Below are 20,328 nucleotides of genomic sequence, written 5' to 3'. Positions count from 1 at the left end.
TATAACCCGTTATTTTCAATTGTGTTTATAATTTGATGAAATTTCCAGCGCTCTCCTTGTTGAAATAAGAAGCATTTTCATTTATTTTTATGGAAAGTTAACGGGAGTCGATATGTTTGTTTGTCTTTGTAATGGTATCAGTGATAAAAAGCTGCGGCAGGCAGTCCGTCAGTTTTCCCCTCATTCATTTCAGCAGCTAAAGAAGTTTATTCCTGTGGGTAATCAATGCGGTAAGTGTGCCCGCGCCGCCCGTGAGATTATGGAAGATGAGCTTATGCAGATGCCGGAGTTTAAAGAAACCGCATAAACCAGACGTGTTTTTTTGACTTACCTGTAACGCCATCTACTCTTCAATGAGTGGAAGCGGAGGAGTCAAAAAAATGAAAGGTGATATTAAAGTCATAAATTATCTCAATAAACTGTTGGGAAATGAGCTTGTCGCAATCAATCAGTATTTTCTCCATGCCAGGATGTTTAAAAACTGGGGTCTGAAACGTCTGAACGACGTGGAATACCATGAATCTATTGATGAAATGAAACACGCCGACCGCTATATCGAGCGCATCCTGTTCCTGGAAGGCATCCCAAATCTGCAGGATCTCGGTAAGCTGAATATCGGTGAAGATGTCGAAGAAATGCTACGCTCCGACCTGGCGCTTGAACTGGAAGGCGCTAAGGATTTGCGCGAGGCGATCGCCTGGGCAGATAGCGTGCATGATTACGTTAGCCGGGATTTGATGATTGAAATCCTTGGGGAAGAAGAGCACCACATCGACTGGCTGGAAACCGAGCTGGATCTGCTTTATAAAATGGGTCTTCAGAACTATCTTCAGGCGCAGGTGCTTGACGAGAAGTAAGGTATTGAAGAGGGAGGGCACATGGCTCTCCCTGATAATTACCAGACCAGCCAGCAATAATAAAACCAGCCGCTAAAGGCCAGCCATGGCCCGAAGGCGATCATTGGTCCGCGATCGGGGCGGAGAACTTTCTGCGCCAGCGCAAAAATAACCCCGCAGAGCGAAGCGACCAGCAGAATAGTTGGCAGTGCCTGCCAGCCACACCATGCACCAGCCGCCGCCAGAAGTTTAAAATCGCCGTATCCCAGTCCTTCTTTACGCGTCAGTAGCCAGACCAGCCAGTATATCAACCACAAAACGCCATAACCCGCCGCTGCGCCGTAGACGGCATCGGTCAGAGCCGTAGTGCCATACAGTGCGTTAAGTAATAAACCCAGCCATAGCAAGGGCAGCGTCAGCTTATCAGGCAATAACAGCGTGCGAAAATCGATAGCGCTCATGGCCAGCGCGAACCAAAAGTAGATAAAAACGCTGCCCGCAATTCGGAAGTGTTCCCAGGCCAGCGCACAGCCGAACGCGCTGAGCATACAAACCAGTTCCAGCAACGGATAATGCCACGAGATTTTGCTATTGCAGTACCGGCAGCGGCCTCTTAATGCCAGCCAGCTGAACAGCGGAATGTTATCCAGCACGGCGAGAGGATGATGACAGTCGCAACAGCGTGAGCCTGGCCACCAGAGATTAAATGTCATCCGGGTGTCAGAGGCGTTCTGGATCATCAGCGGTAGACGGTAAACCGCCATGCCCATCACGCTACCGGAAAGCAGACCCGCCAGCGCAAACAGTAATGACCAGATAATAGTTTCATTTAACAAGGGACGGACTCCGTAATACCAGCCGCTCGACGTTGATATGGGTTTCAGTTTTTGGATCAATAGCAAACTGAAGCTCGTCAATAACGATGCCGTGGGTATATTGCAGGGCGTTCAGCCACTGCGAAAGATTTTCGAGCGGCAGGGTAGTGGGTTTGATTACCAGGCTCTCATTGTTGCTGCTGTCCAGCAGAATGGACAGGCGGGCCTGTTTCGCTTCATCCAGCACCGTTTTTTCCAGCGGTTGCGTGAGGGGATGCTGACGTAACAGCCCATGCGCGTTAGCCTGCTCCTGCATCCAGACCAGATCGCGCTGCATTTTTTGCAGCTGCATCTGCTGACTGTTAATCAGATTATCAACCGGTTTAACGATGCCATAGCCGATAAAAACGCCTGTACAAAGCGCGCCCAGAACAATCAGAAAGCATTTCTCCCGTGGCGGCTTATCTTCCCACCATGACTTAATCATGCGCTTTGCTCCTTAATGTCCAGACCGCATCATTACGGCTTTTTTCCAGCGGCAGCCACGGTGCCAGCGTCTGACAAAATCGATCTACTTCCGCCTCGCTGCTGGCTGCCACGGTCAGGTCGAGGGACTTTTTCTGCTGGCTGTAACGCATGGCCGTAAGACGAATGTCGGGCTGCGCCTGTAAGACGGTTTCCAGCTGGTGAAGGAGCGGGACTGCGGCAGGATACTGCTGCTTCAGTTGCAGGGCGAAATAGAAATGGTAATTGTCAGTGCGCTGAATCGCCGGGAAGTAGCTGTGCCAGGTGTCCTGCATTTGTTGGGTCAGCAGCGCTTCGGTTTGCTGCAACTGCCAGAAGGCGTATCCCCGGCTAACGATAAACGAAGCGATAGCGAACGCGACGCTGACCGCTGCCAGCCTGGGTAACCATTTGCCGCCGCGCGTCAGCGCAGGTTGAGGCAGGAACGCGCCCTGCAACAGGTTGTATCGCTGCGTTTGTGCATCAGGGACATAAAGCGTCAGCGGCGACGTCTGTCCATGCCGGGTGACTGAGGGCGGCAAAGCGATCCCGGCGGGTAAATCGCCGTAACTACAGAGCGTCTCAGGCTGAAACTGCGGGAGCAGGTGCCTTAGCCAGTTCTCATCCAGTTCATTAAAGGCATGTTCTTCCGAGCGGGTCAGCCAGCTATTTTCCTGATTAATCAACGTCCAGCTTTGTGGCTCCCAGGGCAGATAGCAGCCATCAGGCAGCACCTGGGTGACGTTCAATCCGGCCGCGTGAAGCCTGTCCAGATGCTCGCGGAGCGTTTCGACCGCAATGCCCACGACATGCGCCGTCATATCGCATTGCTGAATGAGGATCCAGTGGTAAACGATGGCGCTGTCAGGCAACGTCTCTTCGGTCAGCCAGTGAATCGTTTGCGGGGTGAGTTTATATTTCGCTTTTGGCAGAGTGAGTTCGCGAAATATCAGCCCTTCAGGCGGCAAAAGCAGGTGAACATTTTTTGCGCCCGGCTGGTCCGCGAGCTGCGCCAGTGGTTCATCGGCTGCGAGAGTGTGAACCTCGCTACGCTGTTCTTTGCCGGGCGTCATCCATTCTGACGTCTTACGCAGACTGGAGGCCAGGCGAATGACCATCACGGTTTCTGACATAACAATCCTTATTCTGGATAAACCAGGAGCAGGCTACGCTGGTAAATTTGTGCAGCGCGCTGCTTCGGGTCGTAATAGATATAGCTGCGCCATCCCTGAGACTGCTCTTCGCTGCTGCTGCGAACATCAAGCCAGAAAAGCTGACTGGTGGTGGACAACACCATTTTCACCTGCGTCACCAACGGCTTGACGCTGGAGTGATCCTGCTGTGCCCAGTACAAAAACGCATCGGTCGTTTGCCAGCCCTGTTCCGGCTGTTTGCGCAGTAATACCCGTGCGTCGGATTCCGTTATGTCGTTGAGAAAGAGCGCCATCAGCAGCGGCGCGTCTTTTTCAGTGAGGGCATTGATATTGATCGTCAGACGCGTCGTGGGCTGGACGCAAATGTAAGGCGCGATTTTCTGGTAGAGACTATCGGTCATGCCTTTAATGCCGTGTAATTCGCCGTTCAGAAATAGCCGCTGTCCGGCGCTGAGCCGGGCGGGCGTACGCGAAAGATAATATTCATCTTCCGCGCCGTGCAGCCGGGGCGAATCGTCGTTATCAATGTAATCCGCGATGGACTGCGCCAGCTCATCGCTTTTCGAACGATCAAACCCTGCATTCAACATCAGGGCAGTAAAGACCTGGACAGGATAGGGCGGGGTGTCCAGCGATTCGACCGGCACATTAGCCAGCGTATTGAGGTTGAAACAGTTTTGCGCGTCGTGCATTTTCCAGGTCAGCGTATTTCCCGACTCTGGCAACTGACGCGTCTGGGGCTGCGCCCAGTACTGGCCCGTCGTGGTCTGCTTTTCGTTATCGACTTTGTCCTGCGTCAGATTAGCCAGCGCGATGTGCTCCGCAAGATCGATGTCATATTTGCGCTGAAGCTGATGGTTCGACATTTGCGTGCGCTGGAGTTGGGTCTGAAAACTCAGCGTCATTTCTGCCGCCAGCGCCGCCATGATCGCCAGAAGCATCAGAACGATTAAAAGAGCGGCACCGCTCTGTCGGGCGTTCATCTTTGCGATTTCCTGTCGGTAGCATCCGTTGCGCTACTTCTCGTTTCTTCAATCGTAATCAGGCCGGGCAGGGCAAACGGGCGATCCAGTGCGCCGTAAGTCTGATGCTGAATATGCAGCGTGACGCGGGCGGGAAGCTCGCCACTGGCGCTGTCGTTAGCCTCCAGGCTGAACTGATCAACATGATCCAGCACCGGCTGGGCGGGAAGATCGACATCACTATCCACCGAGCGGCGCAGTGCGCGATAGAGAGTATGATCGCGCAGATACCAGTGCACAGTTTGCAGCAGTAGCGTATCGCTGAGCGGGTGACGCGGATCGCGGGTTTGCGTTGAAAATATCGCCTCGTTACCCGTCAACAGAATACGATCCGTACTGCGATTACGTCGGGCGACCAGTTGCAGGAGATCGTTGCCGAACAGCGTCATGGCTCGCTGGAGCTGGTTAAAGCGTCGGGTTTCCTCCTGCGCACGCTGGTGCGTGGTATTTGCCTGCGACATCACCATAAACGCCAGTATGCTGAGCATGGCGAAAATCGCCAGCGCGAGCATCACTTCAAGCAGTGTGAAACCGTTCTGCTTACTTTTCATGGGTAACCAGCCGATAACGGGTCAGCGATGAAGATTGCCCGTCGGGCAGCGTCACCGTTACAGTCTGACGAGCCGCATTCAGCGGTTCAGCGGTTTTTGTTTCTCTGCGCCACGACCAGGGTTGATCGGCAAAAGTCGTTTCGCCCATCCCGGCTTTTTCTTCCCCTGATGTCGACTGAAGTAAGGCGTCGGCAGCCCACAGGCTAAAGGTTTCATTACGCATACGGGCAATGGCATTGGCTTGCCCCTGCATACTGCCGATCAGTACCAGTGCAACCGCAGCAAAAATACTCATCGCCAGAAGCACTTCCAGTAATGACATTCCTTTTTCGCGTGTCATGGGCGGTCTTCACTCATCGGCTGAAGGTGTAAGGGAAGCGTGCCGGGGCTGGTGAGCGTCACAAGAGGTTGCCGCGTTTCCTGCGCGTTGAGGGCGAGAGTAAAAGGCGTGATCTGCCCATCCGGCAACACGAGGATTTGTGGTGTTTCACTCTCTGTAAGCTCAAAAGGCTGAACGCTTATTTTTATTGCTGAACCCCATTCCCCGGCCAGCGTCAGGCGACGATCGCCGGGCAACGGGATCCAGCGCCAGCGCTCATTTTTACTCTGCACGGGCTGCACGATTTGCCAGCCATCAGCAGACAGCAGAACGCCCAGCGGCTTTCCTTCAAAAGCCGCTTTATCAACGCAAAACTCAATCATGCTGTTGAGCTGGTCCGCGATCTGCAAGGCCGTCTTCTTCGCACTGTCGGCCTGCCCGTAAGAGAGCATGACGAGACTGCTGCTGACGGCGATGATGACCAGTACCAGCATTAACTCCAGGAGCGTGAAACCCCGCTGCGCCTTTCCCATGGACGGTTACTTTTTCTTCTGATTGAGGGTCCAGTTGGTAATGTCATCTTCAGTCCCCACTTCGCTGTCCGGCCCGGCGGAAATCAGGTCAACTGCGCCGTGCTCACCGGGGCTGACCAGCAGATAATCATTTCCCCACGGATCTACCGGCAGGCGTTTGATGTAGCCGCTGGTGTTGTAGTTGGTCGCAGCGGGAGGGATCGTCGGTGCCTCGATCAACGCGTTGAGTCCCTGATTCGTGGTGGGATAATGGTTATTGTCCAGCTTGTACATATCCAGCGCATTTTCCAGCGCGACAATATCGCTGGTTGCTTTTTGCCGGTCGGCTTTCTCTTTATTGCCCATCAGGCTTGGCACAACCAGACTCGCCAGTACGCCAAGAATGACAATAACCACCATAATTTCGAGGAGCGTGAAGCCGCGCTGCTGATGATTTTCCTGAGTGTTCATAATTATTCCCTAGCTAATCATTGAATTAAGTTGAAGGATGGGCTGGAGTACGGATACCACGATAAAGAGAACAATCACCGCCATAATGATGATGAGTGCCGGTTCAAAGATCGCCAGCGCCATCGCGATGCGGTTCTGGAGTAACGTCTCCTGGTTATCAGCCGCGCGCGTCATTAATGTGCCGAGCTGCCCGCTCTTCTCGCCGGAGGCGATCATATAAAGCATCATCGGCGGAAACAGGGCGGTTTTTTCCAGCGACGTGTGAATGCTGTTGCCCTGGCGAACGTTTTCGGCAGCGGCTGCCAGCCGTTGCCGCGCCGCCAGATTACTAATGCTCTCAGTGGCCAGATTCATCCCCTCAAGTAATGGGACACCGCTGGCCTGCAAAATACTTAGCGTCCGCAGGTAGCGGGCGCAGTTGAGGGCGCAAATCAACCTGCCGGGGAAGGAGTAGTGCAGGAGCGCGCCATGAAAACGATGGCGGTGGTCGCCTCGTTTTAACCAGCAAAGAAAACCACAACTGGCCAGGATCAGAGAAACAAGGATCGCCGGGCCGAAGCGCTGAAGAGCGTCGCTGATTGCCAGCAGCGTGCGGGTGGTCAGCGGAAGTTGCTGCTTCATGTGAATGAACTGTTCCGCGACGCGCGGTACGACGGTGGTCAGCAGGATAATAACCACGATAATCGCGACCGACGTCAGCATCACCGGATAAATAAGCGACTGCACCAGCTTTGCGCGGGTTTGCTGGCGGCTTTCGTTATAATCAGCCAGCTTTTCCATTACCGGAGCCAGCATACCGCTTTTTTCACCCGCTTTGATAAGCGTGCGATAGAGCGTGTCGAATATGGCCGGAAAACGGCCCAGCGCATCGGATAGCGTATGGCCTTCCAGAATGGCGCTGCGGATCTGCTCCAGGATTACATGCAGCTTTTTACTGGCGCTTTGACGGGCAATAACCGCCAGGCTTTCCTCCAGCGGCAAAGCCGCCGAGCACAGTGTTGCCAGCTGGCGGGTGAAGAGCGTCAGTTCGCCACCGCTGATGTTAATCTGCCGCTTTTGCAGGAGGGGCGGACGCAGGGATTTCATATTCAGCAGAAACAGGCCACTTTCCCGTAACTGCTGGCGCGCCTGGCGCTCATCGGTCGCCTCCAGCGTGCCTTGCTTTTTTTGCCCCGTTGCGTTCATCGCCTGATAGCGGAATTTCATTCCTCATCCTCCGGCGCAGCGTGGCTGATTTCAGAGGCCACGCGTAACACCTCTTCCAGCGAGGTTTCGCCATCAATCGCTTTTTGCAGGCCGTTTTCGATAAGCGAGCGGTGCTGCTGGCGGACAATTTGCTCAATGGTTTGTTCGTTAGCATTTTCATGAATCGCAGTACGCAACGCAGGGGTGATAATCATTAATTCATGGATCGCCAGACGCCCCTGATAGCCAGAACTGCGGCAGGCCGGACAGCCCACCGGTAGCCACAGGCGGCTGGCTTTTAGCTGGTGGTTTCGAAGCAGCGTGGCCTGCTGTGGCGTTGCGGGCGCTTGTCGGCGGCAGGCGGGGCACAGACGGCGAACGAGGCGCTGTGCCAGCACGCCCACCAATGAAGAAGAGAGCAGAAAAGGTTCCACGCCCATGTCCCGCAGGCGGGTAACGGCTCCGGTCGCGCTATTGGTATGCAGAGTGGAGAGCACCAGATGCCCGGTCAGCGATGCCTGCACGGCAATTTGCGCAGTTTCGGTATCGCGAATTTCACCGACCATCACCACATCGGGATCCTGACGCAGGATAGCGCGAAGCCCGCGCGCAAAGGACATATCGACGCGCGTGTTGACCTGCGATTGCCCGATCCCTTCCAGCTCGTACTCCACTGGATCTTCAACGGTCAGAATGTTGCGGTCAGGACTGTTAAGCGCGGAAAGAATGGCGTACAGGGTGGTGCTTTTTCCTGAGCCGGTTGGCCCCGTCACCAGAATGATCCCGTGAGGGGATTGAATAAGCTGCTTCAGGGCCAGGTTGTCCGCCGCCGACATACCCAGCGCATCGAGCGAAAGTTGCAGATTATTTTTGTCCAGCAAACGCAGCACCGCCCGCTCGCCGTACAGAGAGGGCAGCGTTGAAACGCGCACATCGATATTCCGTCGCCCGATGCGCAGCGCAATACGCCCATCCTGCGGGATCCGTTTTTCGGCGATATCCAGCCGCGCCATGACTTTAATACGTGAAATAAGGAGGGCAGCCAGTTTCTTATTTGGCTGCAAAATGGTACGCAGAATGCCATCCACGCGAAAGCGAATGGACATCGTTTTCTCATAGGTTTCGATGTGGATGTCAGATGCGCCTTCTTTGATCGCCTCGCTAAGAATGGCATTGATCAGGCGGATAACAGGCGCGGCAGACTCCTCATTCAGCAAATCTTCGTTTTCTGGCATTTCTTCTGAAAGCGAAAACAGATCGACGGACTGATCGATATCCTGCGCAATCTGCTGGGATTCGCCGGTATTCTGATGAAAAACCTGTTCCAGCCGGGCTTCAAAGGTGGCGCCATCGACCATCGTCATGATATCGCGCCCGCCGAGAAACCGCTGGGCATCAAGCAGGCGCGACAGCGGCGTGCCTGCGAGGTAAACCAGTTCGTTATCGGTCGCCAGATAACCTAATTTCTGCGCCTGCGACCAGCTGGCCGGATGGGGATAATGTCTGCTCATTTCTGTGAGTGGCCTTAACGAAACGGCGTCGGGGTACGCGATGGACGGCTGCCCGAGGTTGACGGCATTTCATCCTGGAATGATTTTTCATCCAGGACCGGCAGATTTTCACCTTTCACCAGCCCTTTGGCTTGCTGATCGATACGCTGCTTTTGATCATCGCGGTAGCGGGTATATTTTTCTTTTGATAATGAGCGATACACATCATCATCACGAATGATGGTTGGACGGATAAACACCATCAGATTGCGCTTCGCTTTTTCAGTGGAGGTGTAACGGAAAAGCTGGCCGAGCAGCGGAATATCTCCGAGCAAAGGGACTTTTGATACCTGCTCTTTGGAGGAGTCATCCAGCAGGCCGCCGAGCACGACCGTTTCACCGGTTTTCACCAGCACCGCATTCTGGATGGTTCGCGTATTAAAGGTTGGGCCAAGAGTGGAGTTAGACGAAGAATCTACGCTTGAGACTTCCTGCTCGATTTCCAGCAGTACTGAGTCGCCTTCGTTAATTTGTGGCGTGACCTTCAGCTTGGTACCGACAGTTTTGCGCTCAACGGTATTGAAAACGTTATCGCCAGAGGTGGTTTGCGATCCGGAAAGAACGGGGACATCCTGACCGACGTTAAAGGACGCCAGTTTGTTATCAAGAGTGACAATGCTGGGGGTGGCAAGAATATCGTTTTTGTTGTTATTAGCCAGCGCAGTGAGTAGCACCGACCAGTCGCCGTTGAAAAAGCCTGCCGCCATACCGTTATAGTTGCTGAACGCATCCCACGCCGGGTTATCGCCGGTCATCCCACCATTTTTTTTGTAATTATCAACGCCCTGTGCGGCGTTAAATATCGGTAGCCCCGTGCCAGTGAACTGCTGTGCGCCGACGTTTTTATTTGCCCACTGCACGCCAAGATTTAGTCCGTTACCATCCTGCACTTCAACGATAATCGCCTCGACCAGCACCTGCGCGCGGCGTATATCCAGACGGGCAATAACGGACTCCATTTTCTCCTGCACCGTCTGATCGCCGGTGATGACCAGCGAGTTAGTTTGTTCATCTGCGGTAATGGAAATATCGTTAGCACTTGAAGTCGACGAGCGGTTGCTGGCCTTATCCTTGTCATCTTTTAATTTTTCCGAGACGCCGTTAAGCACCTCAACGAGGTTTACGGCTTTGGCGTACTTCAGGTAGTACACGCGGGTATTGCCGCCTTCGCGATCTTTGATATCCAGCGTTTTCAGAAGCGTGACAATCCGCTGGCGCGCCTTCTCCGGGCCGCTGATGATAAGCGCATTCGTGCGTTTATCGGCAACAATTTTGGCAGACAACAGGGCGGGCATCTGGCTTTTGCCCCGGCTTTCATTGATTAGCTGATTTAATATTTCGCTCAGGTCTTCAGCCGAGGCATATTCCAATTGCACAATCTGCTGGTTTTCCGTGCCAATGACGTCGACGCGTTTAATCACCTCAATCAGTTTATTAACGGTGGTCGCCCTGCCCGTCAGGATCACCACGTTTGAGGGATCGTAATGCACCACGTTGCCCACGTTACCGCCATCCAGCATTTGCCTTAACAGCGGGGCAAGGTCGCGAGCGGGGACATTTTCAAGGGCAATGATGCGCGTCACCACTTCATCGCCGCTGCCTGGGCGAATGTGATCGGCAATGATTCCGGGAGCGGTTTTTACGCTCGCTGAGCGCACCACTTTAAGCATCCCGTTATCCTGGGTGATGACGGAATAGCCGTAAAGGTCGAGAATACTTAAAAAGAACTGATAATATTCATCCTTGTTAAAGGAATCGTAGCTTCTTACTGATATTGTCCCCTGCACGCTGGGATCAATAAGGATAGTTTTGCCAAGCTGCTGACTCATAATTTCAACAAATTCCCGGATGTCGGCATTGTTAAAATTAGCGGCATACTGCGAGTTTTCTGCCTGCGCGGCGGACGGCAACAGCAGCGCCAGTAGCAGCAAACCTGCTTTTTTATTGAATCCTTTCATTATTCTTTTCATTTTTTCCCATAATATCTTTCACCGAAACATTAATCAGTCGCGGAACGCCATTGCGACGCACCGTAAACTGAACGCTTTGCAGGGTGAGTAATGAGCTTAGCGCTTCGGCTATCTCGTCCGGACCGGTCAACGAAATGTTATTCAGCCTGATAGCCACATCGCCGGGCTGAAGCAGCGTATTCCGAAAGCCTGCGTAGCCCGTTTTAGGCTGGAGGCGTAAACCGTGGATCTTTTCACCTTCGCGAATGGGCGTGGCAATGAGTGCATCCGCGAGGACCGCACTGGTATCAGAAGAAAAAGGATTTTCATTGCCGGACGCCTTACCTGGCGTCAGCATCACCTTTTCCATCCTGCCATGATTTTCGAAAATGACGCTGGTACGGTTAATCTTCCTGATGATGATCGCCGGGTTGGACCCCAGCGCGTCATTAACCTGATACCTCTTTTGATTCTTTCCCTCGCTGACCAGAACATAGGTATCTTCCGCTCGCGAAGTCACAATAATACCATTGATAATAACATTTAGCGTATTGGCAGTTGTATCGTCGGTATGGCTTTCATTTACGGCGCTGAGCTTTACATTACGCCAGATGTTTTGCAGCGTGATACTTTGCTGGGCGACAGTGCCCGGTTGCAATATGATCGTATCATTCTTATTTTTTATCGAAACTGCCTTTATTATATTTGCCGTAAATATAATTATGCACATAAATATCATTGCACAATACAGTGAGCTTAATCCAAAGCGGCTTATGATTTTTTTAGCTAATTTTTGTGTCAGCACGATATTCTTGTGGTGAATTATTTAGATGAATTGCATCTTGTGAAAGCGGCGAATAATATTAGCCACTTTCATCGGGCAGGCAAGAACTTTTTAGGCATTCATGTAGCATATATGAAAGGGGCATTCATTGTATCAGGGAACGAATGGGTTATTTTATGGAAATACATGATCCGGCGATGATGGTTTCTGCCAGCTTGCAGGCCGTTGTAGATTATTTAGCCTCGTATAATACACACAGGTCAATTATTTGCATGAGTGGCGGCCATGGTAGCGGTAAAACGTGTCTGGCGCAGAGGCTTCATCAGCGGGCTCCGGGGCGGGTAGTGACGCTGGGATGGTCAGACAAAAACCGCTATCGCGCGCAATGGATCATTCTGGCTGACAATGCTCAACAGAATAATTGTCGCTATAACAGTTATCCTCGCAATCAGTTCTGTCTGGCATTCGTTAAAGATCTCAATCCTGCTCCAGAGCAGCCGCTGACGTTGATCGTTGAGAATGCCCATTGGTGTGGATGCGAGATCGTAAAAGATATCGAGCTATTACAGCAACACCTTAATGGCGTCCGGTTGATTCTGCTGGGGAGCCGAGACCGTAAGCTACGCAAGAAATTACGGCATTTACCCACTGAATTCATCACTCTGGCAGAGCCCACATGGCAGGAGGCCAGAGACTATCTTATTCGGCAAAGCAACATCAGCTCTTCGGAGACGGTTTTTACAAAGCCATTTGTGCAGCGGCTACTGCGCCTGAGCCGTGGGGATGTCGGCCAGTTGAATTATGCCGCCGCAGCGACAGCGTTATTATTGCAGGCTGAACAAACACCCACCCTGAATCGCGAGCAGCAGAGGGTGATTTATCGTTCACTGGGCGACAAACGCGGGCATCGGTATTGTCTGGGCAGCTTATTTTGCGCCGCACTCGCGGCGGTTGCGATTGGTTGGAGTCTTCCCTCCTTTTTATCGCTCTCCTTGCCACCACTTCCGCCATTATTACAGCCGGCGCCACCGACAGAAAAATCGAGTGCGACAACGGATATCACGCGCGTCGTTGCCTCCGATCGGGACGCGCTCAGCCTTCTTTTTGCGACCTGGGGGTATGACGTGCCGCCAGATGAAGCCTGGTGCGATCGGGCGCAGCGAGCGGAATTGCTCTGCAGGACAGGTAAATCTTCGTTACAAGCGCTGGCGGCGCAAGGCGTTCCATGGATTGCTTCCTTACACACAGGTCAGAAGACGATCCCGGCAGTCGTGGTTCACGTCAGCGCTGATTCACTGGATGTGCTTATTGCCCAACAGACCTGGACATTAAAACGCGAATGGTTCGAGGCGGCATGGCGCGGAGATTATCTTTTACTGTGGAAGCCTTCACCGTTGGGGGAGACGAGCATCACGCGTGACAGCGACGAAGAAGATATTCTGTGGCTGGAAACCACATTGAATCGCGTCCTGAACCTGACTTCTTCACCAACCGGGGAGTGGTCCCCGGTGCTGACCGAGAAAGTGATGCTTTTTCAGAAACAGAATCAGCTCGCGAAAGATGGGCTTGTCGGCTCGTCGACCCTGATCCGCTTATGGCAGGCGGCAGGTGAGGGCGCACGGCTTTTTAATGATAATGACACGCGGTCATAAGGATATCTTCGCTATGTTCAATTTCTTTTATGCGGCGTTGCAGCAGCAGGGATCGGGAAATGCTGTAAAAGTTGCGCGGTACCGGCCGGGTAAGAAAACGGTCTGCGTGCGCTTCGCGCTGGGCATACTTTGCGGTACAGCGCTGCTACTGGCAGGGCACTATGGCCATCTGCTTTATTCTGTATGGTTTGCAGAAAGTCCGCCCGTGGTGGAGCGGCCTTACAAACCCTCAACACAACGTTATTTTTACAAAAAACAGCCGTTGCCCGAGGCAGTTGAAGCAATCGAATCAGAGACAGCGTTGCCAGACGATACACAACCAGACGAGGTGGATATAGAGCCGTCTGAGCCAGACAATCGTACTGATTTACGTGAACGAGTTGAGCAGGCCATAAAAGAACTTCAGCCTTAGGTGAACGGATGCTCACTTTCGCGACGATTTACTTGCGCCATCGCCTTATCTGTGTATAATGCGCGGGCTTGTCGTAATTGACGGCTGGTTCGATATGAACCCCGGCAACGCAGTTTGTTGTCAACAATGCTCCCAATTGGGGAGCTACGTAAGAACGATTACACTCCCCCATCAATCGTAATGGGTGTGAGGAGTAATTATTTTCGTCTATAAAATAACTGGAGCTTCTGGTCTCATGCAGAACCAAAGAATCCGTATCCGTCTTAAAGCGTTTGATCATCGTCTGATCGATCAATCAACCGCGGAAATCGTCGAGACTGCCAAGCGCACTGGTGCGCAGGTCCGTGGTCCGATCCCGCTGCCGACCCGCAAAGAGCGCTTTACCGTTCTGATCTCTCCGCACGTTAACAAAGATGCGCGTGATCAGTACGAAATCCGCACTCACAAGCGTCTGGTTGACATCGTTGAGCCAACTGAAAAAACCGTTGATGCTCTGATGCGTCTGGATCTGGCTGCCGGTGTTGACGTGCAGATCAGCCTGGGTTAATCAGGTCATCGAGCGATTGAGAGGTTGAAACAATGATTGGTTTAGTCGGTAAAAAAGTGGGCATGACCCGCGTCTTCACTGAAGACGGCGTTTCTATCCCAGTAACCGTAATCGAAGTTGAAGCAAACCGCGTTACTCAGGTTAAAGACCTGGCTAACGATGGCTACCGCGCAATTCAGGTTACCACCGGTGCTAAAAAAGCTAACCGTGTAACCAAACCTGAAGCGGGTCACTTCGCTAAAGCTGGCGTTGAAGCTGGCCGTGGTCTGTGGGAATTCCGCCTGGCTGAAGGCGAAGAGTTCACTGTAGGTCAGGACATTAGCGTTGAGCTGTTTGCTGAAGTTAAAAAAGTTGACGTAACTGGCACCTCTAAAGGTAAAGGTTTCGCTGGTACCGTTAAGCGCTGGAACTTCCGTACCCAGGACGCTACCCACGGTAACTCCTTGTCTCACCGCGTTCCGGGTTCTATCGGTCAGAACCAGACTCCGGGCAAAGTGTTCAAAGGCAAGAAAATGGCAGGTCAGATGGGTAACGAACGCGTAACCGTTCAGAGCCTTGACGTAGTTCGCGTTGACGCTGAGCGCAACCTGCTGCTGGTTAAAGGTGCTGTCCCGGGTGCAACCGGCTGCGACCTGATCGTTAAACCAGCTGTGAAGGCGTGAGGAGATAGCAATGGAATTAGTATTGAAAGACGCGCAGAGCGCGCTGACTGTTTCCGAAACTACCTTCGGTCGTGACTTCAACGAAGCGCTGGTACACCAGGTTGTAGTTGCTTACGCAGCTGGTGCTCGTCAGGGCACTCGTGCTCAGAAGACCCGTGCTGAAGTAACTGGTTCCGGCAAAAAGCCGTGGCGTCAGAAAGGCACCGGCCGTGCGCGTTCAGGTTCTATCAAGAGCCCGATCTGGCGTTCAGGTGGCGTGACCTTCGCTGCGCGTCCGCAGGACCACAGTCAAAAAGTTAACAAAAAGATGTACCGCGGCGCGCTGAAAAGCATTCTGTCCGAACTGGTACGTCAGGATCGTCTGATCGTTGTCGAGCAGTTCTCTGTAGAAGCGCCTAAAACTAAGCTGCTGGCACAGAAACTGAAAGACATGGCTCTGGAAGATGTGCTGATCATCACCGGTGAGCTGGACGAAAACCTGTTCCTGGCTGCGCGCAACCTGCACAAGGTTGACGTACGCGATGCAACTGGTATCGACCCGGTTAGCCTGATCGCCTTCGACAAAGTCGTAATGACTGCTGATGCTGTTAAGCAAGTTGAGGAGATGCTGGCATGATTCGTGAAGAACGTCTGCTGAAGGTGCTGCGCGCACCGCACGTTTCTGAAAAAGCGTCTACTGCGATGGAAAAAACTAACACCATCGTTCTCAAAGTTGCTAAAGACGCGACCAAAGCAGAAATCAAAGCTGCTGTGCAGAAACTGTTTGAAGTCGAAGTCGAAGTCGTTAACACCCTGGTAGTTAAAGGGAAAGTTAAACGTCACGGACAGCGTATCGGTCGTCGTAGCGACTGGAAAAAAGCTTACGTCACCCTTAAAGAAGGCCAGAACCTGGACTTCGTTGGCGGCGCTGAGTAAGTCGGAGGAGTAATACAATGGCAGTTGTTAAATGTAAACCGACATCTCCGGGTCGTCGCCACGTCGTTAAAGTGGTCAACCCAGAGCTGCACAAGGGCAAACCTTTTGCTCCGCTGGTTGAAAAAAACAGCAAATCCGGTGGTCGTAACAACAATGGCCGTATCACCACTCGTCACATCGGTGGTGGTCATAAGCAGGCTTATCGTCTGGTTGACTTCAAACGCAACAAAGATGGTATCCCGGCTGTTGTTGAACGTCTTGAGTACGATCCGAACCGTTCCGCGAACATCGCGCTGGTTCTGTACAAAGACGGCGAACGCCGTTACATCCTGGCCCCTAAAGGCCTGAAAGCGGGCGACCAGATTCAGTCTGGCGTTGATGCTGCAATCAAAGCGGGTAACACCCTGCCGATGCGCAATATCCCGGTTGGTTCTACCGTTCATAACGTAGAAATGAAACCAGGTAAAGGCGGTCAGCTGGCACGTTCTGCTGGTACCTATGTTCAGATCGTTGCTCGTGATGGTGCCTATGTCACCCTGCGTCTGCGTTCTGGCGAAATGCGCAAAGTCGAAGCTGACTGCCGCGCAACTCTGGGCGAAGTTGGCAATGCTGAGCATATGCTGCGCGTTCTGGGTAAAGCAGGTGCTGCACGCTGGCGTGGTGTTCGTCCTACCGTTCGCGGTACGGCGATGAACCCGGTGGACCACCCACATGGTGGTGGTGAAGGTCGTAACTTTGGTAAGCACCCGGTAACTCCGTGGGGCGTACAGACCAAAGGTAAGAAGACCCGCAGCAACAAGCGTACTGATAAATTTATCGTACGTCGCCGTAGCAAATAATATTAGAGGATAAGCCATGCCACGTTCTCTCAAGAAAGGTCCTTTTATTGACCTGCACTTGCTGAAGAAGGTAGAGAAAGCGGTGGAAAGCGGAGACAAGAAGCCCCTGCGCACCTGGTCCCGTCGTTCAACGATCTTTCCAAACATGATCGGTTTGACCATCGCTGTCCATAATGGTCGTCAGCACGTTCCGGTATTTGTTTCCGACGAAATGGTCGGTCACAAACTGGGTGAATTTGCACCGACCCGTACTTATCGCGGTCACGCGGCTGATAAAAAAGCCAAGAAGAAATAAGTAGGAGGAAGAGATGGAAACTTTAGCTCAACATCGCCACGCTCGTTCTTCTGCTCAGAAGGTTCGCCTTGTTGCTGACCTGATTCGCGGTAAGAAAGTGTCGCAGGCTCTGGACATTTTGACCTACACCAATAAGAAAGCGGCTGTACTGGTCAAGAAAGTCCTGGAATCTGCCATTGCTAACGCTGAACACAACGATGGCGCTGACATTGACGATCTGAAAGTTGCGAAAATTTTCGTAGACGAAGGCCCGAGCATGAAGCGCATTATGCCGCGTGCAAAAGGTCGTGCAGATCGCATCCTGAAGCGCACCAGCCACATTACTGTGGTTGTGTCCGATCGCTGAGACTCTGGAGACTAGCAATGGGTCAGAAAGTACATCCTAATGGTATTCGCCTGGGTATTGTAAAACCATGGAACTCTACCTGGTTTGCGAACACCAAAGAATTCGCTGACAACCTGGACAGCGATTTTAAAGTCCGTCAGTACCTGACGAAGGAACTGGCGAAAGCGTCTGTATCTCGTATCGTTATCGAGCGTCCGGCTAAGAGCATCCGTGTGACCATTCACACCGCTCGTCCGGGTATCGTTATCGGTAAGAAAGGCGAAGACGTAGAAAAACTGCGTAAGGTCGTAGCGGATCTCGCTGGCGTTCCTGCACAGATCAACATCGCCGAAGTACGTAAACCTGAACTGGACGCAAAACTGGTTGCTGACAGCATCACTTCACAGCTGGAACGTCGCGTTATGTTCCGTCGTGCTATGAAGCGTGCTGTACAGAACGCAATGCGTCTGGGCGCTAAAGGTATCAAAGTTGAAGTTAGCGGCCGTCTGGGCGGCGCGGAAATCGCACGTACCGAATGGTACCGTGAAGGTCGCGTACCGCTGCACACTCTGCGTGCTGACATTGACTACAACACCTCTGAAGCGCACACCACTTATGGTGTAATCGGCGTTAAAGTGTGGATCTTCAAAGGCGAGATCCTGGGTGGTATGGCTGCTGTTGAACAACCGGAAAAACCGGCTGCGCAACCTAAAAAGCAGCAGCGTAAAGGCCGTAAATAAGGAGCGTCGCTGATGTTACAACCAAAGCGTACAAAATTCCGTAAGATGCATAAAGGCCGCAACCGTGGTCTGGCTGCGGGCGCGGATGTTAGCTTCGGCACTTACGGTCTCAAAGCTGTTGGCCGTGGTCGTCTGACTGCCCGTCAGATCGAAGCAGCACGTCGTGCTATGACCCGTGCAGTTAAGCGTCAAGGTAAGATCTGGATCCGTGTATTCCCGGACAAACCGATCACTGAAAAGCCGCTGGCAGTGCGTATGGGTAAAGGTAAAGGTAACGTGGAGTATTGGGTTGCCTTGATTCAGCCGGGTAAAGTCCTGTATGAAATGGACGGAGTACCGGAAGAGCTGGCCCGTGAAGCATTCAAGCTGGCAGCAGCGAAACTGCCGATTAAAACCACCTTTGTAACTAAGACGGTGATGTAATGAAAGCAAAAGAGCTGCGTGAGAAGAGCGTTGAAGAGCTGAACACCGAGCTGCTGAACCTGCTGCGTGAGCAGTTTAACCTGCGTATGCAGGCAGCAAGTGGCCAGCTGCAACAGTCTCACCTGTTGAAGCAAGTGCGTCGTGATGTCGCACGCGTTAAGACTTTACTGACTGAGAAGGCGGGTGCGTAATGTCCGATAAAATCCGTACTCTGCAAGGTCGTGTTGTTAGTGACAAGATGCAGAAATCCATCGTTGTTGCTATCGAACGTTTCGTGAAACACCCGATCTACGGTAAATTCATCAAGCGTACGACCAAACTGCACGTACATGACGAGAACAACGAATGCGGTATCGGTGACGTGGTTGAAATCCGCGAATGCCGTCCGCTGTCCAAGACTAAATCCTGGACGCTGGTTCGCGTTGTAGAGAAAGCAGTTCTGTAATACAGTACTGTGCTCGATACGAATAAACGGCTCAGCAATGAGCCGTTTATTTTTTCTACCCATATTCGAAAAGCGGTGTTATAATGCCGCGCCCTCGATATGGGGCTTTTTAACGACCCTGATTTTTTGGGTCTCAGGTAGTAGTTGACATTAGCGGAGCACTGAAATGATCCAAGAACAGACTATGCTGAACGTCGCCGACAACTCCGGTGCACGTCGCGTAATGTGTATCAAGGTTCTGGGTGGCTCGCACCGTCGCTACGCAGGCGTCGGCGATATCATCAAGATCACCATCAAGGAAGCAATTCCGCGTGGTAAGGTCAAAAAAGGTGATGTGCTGAAGGCGGTAGTGGTGCGCACCAGGAAGGGTGTTCGTCGCCCTGACGGTTCTGTCATTCGCTTCGATGGTAATGCATGCGTTATTTTAAACAATAACAGCGAGCAGCCTATCGGCACGCGTATCTTTGGGCCGGTAACTCGTGAACTTCGTACTGAAAAGTTCATGAAAATTATCTCTCTGGCACCAGAAGTACTCTAAGGAGCGAATCATGGCAGCTAAAATCCGTCGTGATGACGAAGTTATCGTGTTAACCGGTAAAGATAAAGGTAAGCGCGGTAAAGTTAAGAATGTCCTGTCTTCCGGCAAGGTCATCGTTGAAGGTATCAACCTGGTTAAGAAACACCAGAAGCCGGTTCCGGCTCTGAACCAACCAGGCGGCATCGTTGAAAAAGAAGCTGCTATTCAGGTTTCTAACGTTGCACTCTTCAATGCGGCAACCGGCAAGGCTGACCGTGTAGGCTTTAGATTCGAAGACGGCAAAAAAGTCCGTTTCTTCAAGTCTAATAGCGAAACTATCAAGTAATTTGGAGTAGTACGATGGCGAAACTGCATGATTACTACAAAGACGAAGTAGTTAACAAACTCATGACTGAGTTTAACTACAATTCTGTCATGCAAGTCCCTCGGGTCGAGAAGATCACCCTGAACATGGGTGTTGGTGAAGCGATCGCTGACAAGAAACTGCTGGATAACGCAGCAGCTGACCTGGCAGCAATCTCCGGTCAAAAGCCGTTGATCACCAAAGCACGCAAATCAGTTGCAGGCTTCAAAATCCGTCAGGGCTATCCGATCGGCTGTAAAGTAACTCTGCGTGGCGAACGCATGTGGGAGTTCTTTGAGCGCCTGATCACTATTGCTGTACCGCGTATCCGTGACTTCCGTGGCTTGTCCGCTAAGTCATTCGACGGTCGTGGCAATTACAGCATGGGTGTCCGTGAGCAGATCATCTTCCCAGAAATCGACTATGACAAAGTCGACCGCGTACGTGGTATGGATATCACCATCACCACTACTGCGCAATCTGACGAAGAAGGCCGTGCTCTGCTGGCTGCCTTTGACTTCCCGTTCCGCAAGTAAACCA

Annotated in this window: 30 protein-coding genes; 18 read left to right on the top strand and 12 right to left on the bottom strand. The window is 52.3% G+C overall.

Going from position 1 to position 20,328, the window contains the following annotated elements; all coding sequences use genetic code 11:
• The first annotated feature begins 112 nt into the window (after positions 1–112).
• Both bfd and bfr read left to right on the top strand, forming a co-directional pair.
• Positions 113–307 carry a bacterioferritin-associated ferredoxin gene (gene bfd, locus RT197_RS19650; RefSeq protein ID WP_312952848.1) on the top strand — a complete coding sequence of 65 codons (195 nt, stop codon included), beginning with the start codon at positions 113–115 and terminating at the stop codon, positions 305–307.
• A 73-nt stretch (positions 308–380) separates the two neighbouring features.
• On the top strand, positions 381–857 hold the full coding sequence (gene bfr / locus RT197_RS19645) for a bacterioferritin (protein WP_312952847.1): 477 nt from the start codon (positions 381–383) through the stop codon (positions 855–857).
• A 38-nt stretch (positions 858–895) separates the two neighbouring features.
• Here the strand turns inward: bfr and RT197_RS19640 are convergent, their stop codons facing one another.
• From RT197_RS19640 to gspC, 12 genes are read right to left on the bottom strand one after another with little or no spacing between them, the layout of a single operon-like run.
• Positions 896–1,672 (bottom strand): A24 family peptidase, encoded by a 777-nt coding sequence (locus tag RT197_RS19640; RefSeq protein ID WP_312952845.1) that lies wholly within the window; start codon positions 1,670–1,672, stop codon positions 896–898.
• Entirely contained in the window at positions 1,662–2,138 is a 477-nt protein-coding gene (locus RT197_RS19635) for a type II secretion system protein M (protein ID WP_312952844.1), read from the bottom strand. Before RT197_RS19635 ends, RT197_RS19640 begins: the two co-directional genes overlap by 11 nt.
• Positions 2,131–3,288 (bottom strand): type II secretion system protein GspL, encoded by a 1,158-nt coding sequence (gene gspL, locus RT197_RS19630; RefSeq protein WP_312952843.1) that lies wholly within the window; start codon positions 3,286–3,288, stop codon positions 2,131–2,133. The genes RT197_RS19635 and gspL overlap by 8 nt, the downstream gene beginning before the upstream one ends.
• An 8-nt stretch (positions 3,289–3,296) precedes the next feature.
• Positions 3,297–4,292 (bottom strand): type II secretion system minor pseudopilin GspK, encoded by a 996-nt coding sequence (gspK, locus tag RT197_RS19625; RefSeq protein WP_312952842.1) that lies wholly within the window; start codon positions 4,290–4,292, stop codon positions 3,297–3,299.
• Positions 4,289–4,882, bottom strand: coding sequence for a type II secretion system minor pseudopilin GspJ (gspJ, locus tag RT197_RS19620; RefSeq protein ID WP_312952840.1), 594 nt, complete (start codon positions 4,880–4,882; stop codon positions 4,289–4,291). The genes gspK and gspJ overlap by 4 nt, the downstream gene beginning before the upstream one ends.
• A complete protein-coding gene (gspI, locus tag RT197_RS19615) occupies positions 4,872–5,222 on the bottom strand; it encodes a type II secretion system minor pseudopilin GspI (protein ID WP_312952838.1) in 351 nt (116 codons plus the stop codon). The genes gspJ and gspI overlap by 11 nt, the downstream gene beginning before the upstream one ends.
• Positions 5,219–5,734, bottom strand: a complete 516-nt coding sequence (gene gspH, locus RT197_RS19610) for a type II secretion system minor pseudopilin GspH (RefSeq protein WP_312952836.1) — start codon at positions 5,732–5,734, stop codon at positions 5,219–5,221. Before gspH ends, gspI begins: the two co-directional genes overlap by 4 nt.
• A 6-nt stretch (positions 5,735–5,740) precedes the next feature.
• Complete coding sequence (gene gspG / locus RT197_RS19605; protein WP_312952834.1) at positions 5,741–6,184, bottom strand: type II secretion system major pseudopilin GspG; 444 nt, start codon at positions 6,182–6,184, stop codon at positions 5,741–5,743.
• Between the two features lie 9 nt (positions 6,185–6,193).
• Positions 6,194–7,390, bottom strand: a complete 1,197-nt coding sequence (gspF, locus tag RT197_RS19600; RefSeq protein WP_312952833.1) for a type II secretion system inner membrane protein GspF — start codon at positions 7,388–7,390, stop codon at positions 6,194–6,196.
• On the bottom strand, positions 7,387–8,880 hold the full coding sequence (gene gspE, locus RT197_RS19595) for a type II secretion system ATPase GspE (protein ID WP_312952832.1): 1,494 nt from the start codon (positions 8,878–8,880) through the stop codon (positions 7,387–7,389). Before gspE ends, gspF begins: the two co-directional genes overlap by 4 nt.
• A gap of 14 nt (positions 8,881–8,894) precedes the next feature.
• The gene (gene gspD / locus RT197_RS19590; RefSeq protein WP_312952831.1) at positions 8,895–10,877 is read right to left on the bottom strand and encodes a type II secretion system secretin GspD; all 1,983 of its coding nucleotides are present in this window, start codon (positions 10,875–10,877) and stop codon (positions 8,895–8,897) included.
• Entirely contained in the window at positions 10,861–11,673 is an 813-nt protein-coding gene (gene gspC, locus RT197_RS19585; RefSeq protein ID WP_312952830.1) for a type II secretion system protein GspC, read from the bottom strand. The genes gspD and gspC overlap by 17 nt, the downstream gene beginning before the upstream one ends.
• Positions 11,674–11,816: 143 nt before the next feature.
• On the opposite strand from gspC, the gene RT197_RS19580 reads away from it, so the two are divergent.
• The 16 genes from RT197_RS19580 to rplE all read left to right on the top strand — a co-directional run bounded on the left by RT197_RS19580 (position 11,817) and on the right by rplE (position 20,324).
• Entirely contained in the window at positions 11,817–13,304 is a 1,488-nt protein-coding gene (locus RT197_RS19580; protein WP_312952829.1) for a peptidoglycan-binding domain-containing protein, read from the top strand.
• A 13-nt stretch (positions 13,305–13,317) separates the two neighbouring features.
• On the top strand, positions 13,318–13,716 hold the full coding sequence (locus RT197_RS19575) for a hypothetical protein (protein ID WP_312952828.1): 399 nt from the start codon (positions 13,318–13,320) through the stop codon (positions 13,714–13,716).
• Positions 13,717–13,951: 235 nt separating this feature from the next.
• Entirely contained in the window at positions 13,952–14,263 is a 312-nt protein-coding gene (rpsJ, locus tag RT197_RS19570; RefSeq protein ID WP_001181005.1) for a 30S ribosomal protein S10, read from the top strand.
• A gap of 32 nt (positions 14,264–14,295) precedes the next feature.
• A complete protein-coding gene (gene rplC, locus RT197_RS19565) occupies positions 14,296–14,925 on the top strand; it encodes a 50S ribosomal protein L3 (protein ID WP_312952827.1) in 630 nt (209 codons plus the stop codon).
• 10 nt (positions 14,926–14,935) lie between these two features.
• Complete coding sequence (gene rplD, locus RT197_RS19560; protein ID WP_007369811.1) at positions 14,936–15,541, top strand: 50S ribosomal protein L4; 606 nt, start codon at positions 14,936–14,938, stop codon at positions 15,539–15,541.
• On the top strand, positions 15,538–15,840 hold the full coding sequence (gene rplW / locus RT197_RS19555) for a 50S ribosomal protein L23 (RefSeq protein WP_000617546.1): 303 nt from the start codon (positions 15,538–15,540) through the stop codon (positions 15,838–15,840). The genes rplD and rplW overlap by 4 nt, the downstream gene beginning before the upstream one ends.
• A 17-nt stretch (positions 15,841–15,857) precedes the next feature.
• A complete protein-coding gene (gene rplB / locus RT197_RS19550) occupies positions 15,858–16,679 on the top strand; it encodes a 50S ribosomal protein L2 (RefSeq protein WP_312952824.1) in 822 nt (273 codons plus the stop codon).
• A 16-nt stretch (positions 16,680–16,695) separates the two neighbouring features.
• Complete coding sequence (gene rpsS / locus RT197_RS19545) at positions 16,696–16,974, top strand: 30S ribosomal protein S19 (protein ID WP_001138115.1); 279 nt, start codon at positions 16,696–16,698, stop codon at positions 16,972–16,974.
• A gap of 13 nt (positions 16,975–16,987) precedes the next feature.
• Positions 16,988–17,320 (top strand): 50S ribosomal protein L22, encoded by a 333-nt coding sequence (gene rplV / locus RT197_RS19540; protein WP_002919773.1) that lies wholly within the window; start codon positions 16,988–16,990, stop codon positions 17,318–17,320.
• 17 nt (positions 17,321–17,337) lie between these two features.
• The gene (gene rpsC, locus RT197_RS19535; RefSeq protein ID WP_302463531.1) at positions 17,338–18,039 is read left to right on the top strand and encodes a 30S ribosomal protein S3; all 702 of its coding nucleotides are present in this window, start codon (positions 17,338–17,340) and stop codon (positions 18,037–18,039) included.
• 12 nt (positions 18,040–18,051) lie between these two features.
• Entirely contained in the window at positions 18,052–18,462 is a 411-nt protein-coding gene (rplP, locus tag RT197_RS19530; protein ID WP_049839667.1) for a 50S ribosomal protein L16, read from the top strand.
• A complete protein-coding gene (gene rpmC, locus RT197_RS19525) occupies positions 18,462–18,653 on the top strand; it encodes a 50S ribosomal protein L29 (RefSeq protein ID WP_000644742.1) in 192 nt (63 codons plus the stop codon). Before rplP ends, rpmC begins: the two co-directional genes overlap by 1 nt.
• Positions 18,653–18,907 (top strand): 30S ribosomal protein S17, encoded by a 255-nt coding sequence (rpsQ, locus tag RT197_RS19520; RefSeq protein ID WP_312952820.1) that lies wholly within the window; start codon positions 18,653–18,655, stop codon positions 18,905–18,907. The genes rpmC and rpsQ overlap by 1 nt, the downstream gene beginning before the upstream one ends.
• A gap of 166 nt (positions 18,908–19,073) precedes the next feature.
• Positions 19,074–19,445 (top strand): 50S ribosomal protein L14, encoded by a 372-nt coding sequence (rplN, locus tag RT197_RS19515; RefSeq protein WP_004160583.1) that lies wholly within the window; start codon positions 19,074–19,076, stop codon positions 19,443–19,445.
• Positions 19,446–19,455: 10 nt separating this feature from the next.
• Positions 19,456–19,770 (top strand): 50S ribosomal protein L24, encoded by a 315-nt coding sequence (gene rplX / locus RT197_RS19510; protein WP_007724317.1) that lies wholly within the window; start codon positions 19,456–19,458, stop codon positions 19,768–19,770.
• A gap of 14 nt (positions 19,771–19,784) precedes the next feature.
• The gene (gene rplE / locus RT197_RS19505) at positions 19,785–20,324 is read left to right on the top strand and encodes a 50S ribosomal protein L5 (RefSeq protein WP_176918763.1); all 540 of its coding nucleotides are present in this window, start codon (positions 19,785–19,787) and stop codon (positions 20,322–20,324) included.
• Positions 20,325–20,328 lie beyond the last annotated feature (4 nt).

Source organism: Superficieibacter sp. (assembly GCF_032071645.1).
Lineage (GTDB): Bacteria > Pseudomonadota > Gammaproteobacteria > Enterobacterales > Enterobacteriaceae > Superficieibacter.
The sequence above is the reverse complement of the archived record's forward strand: the minus strand, read 5'-3'. Positions and strand labels throughout refer to the sequence as shown.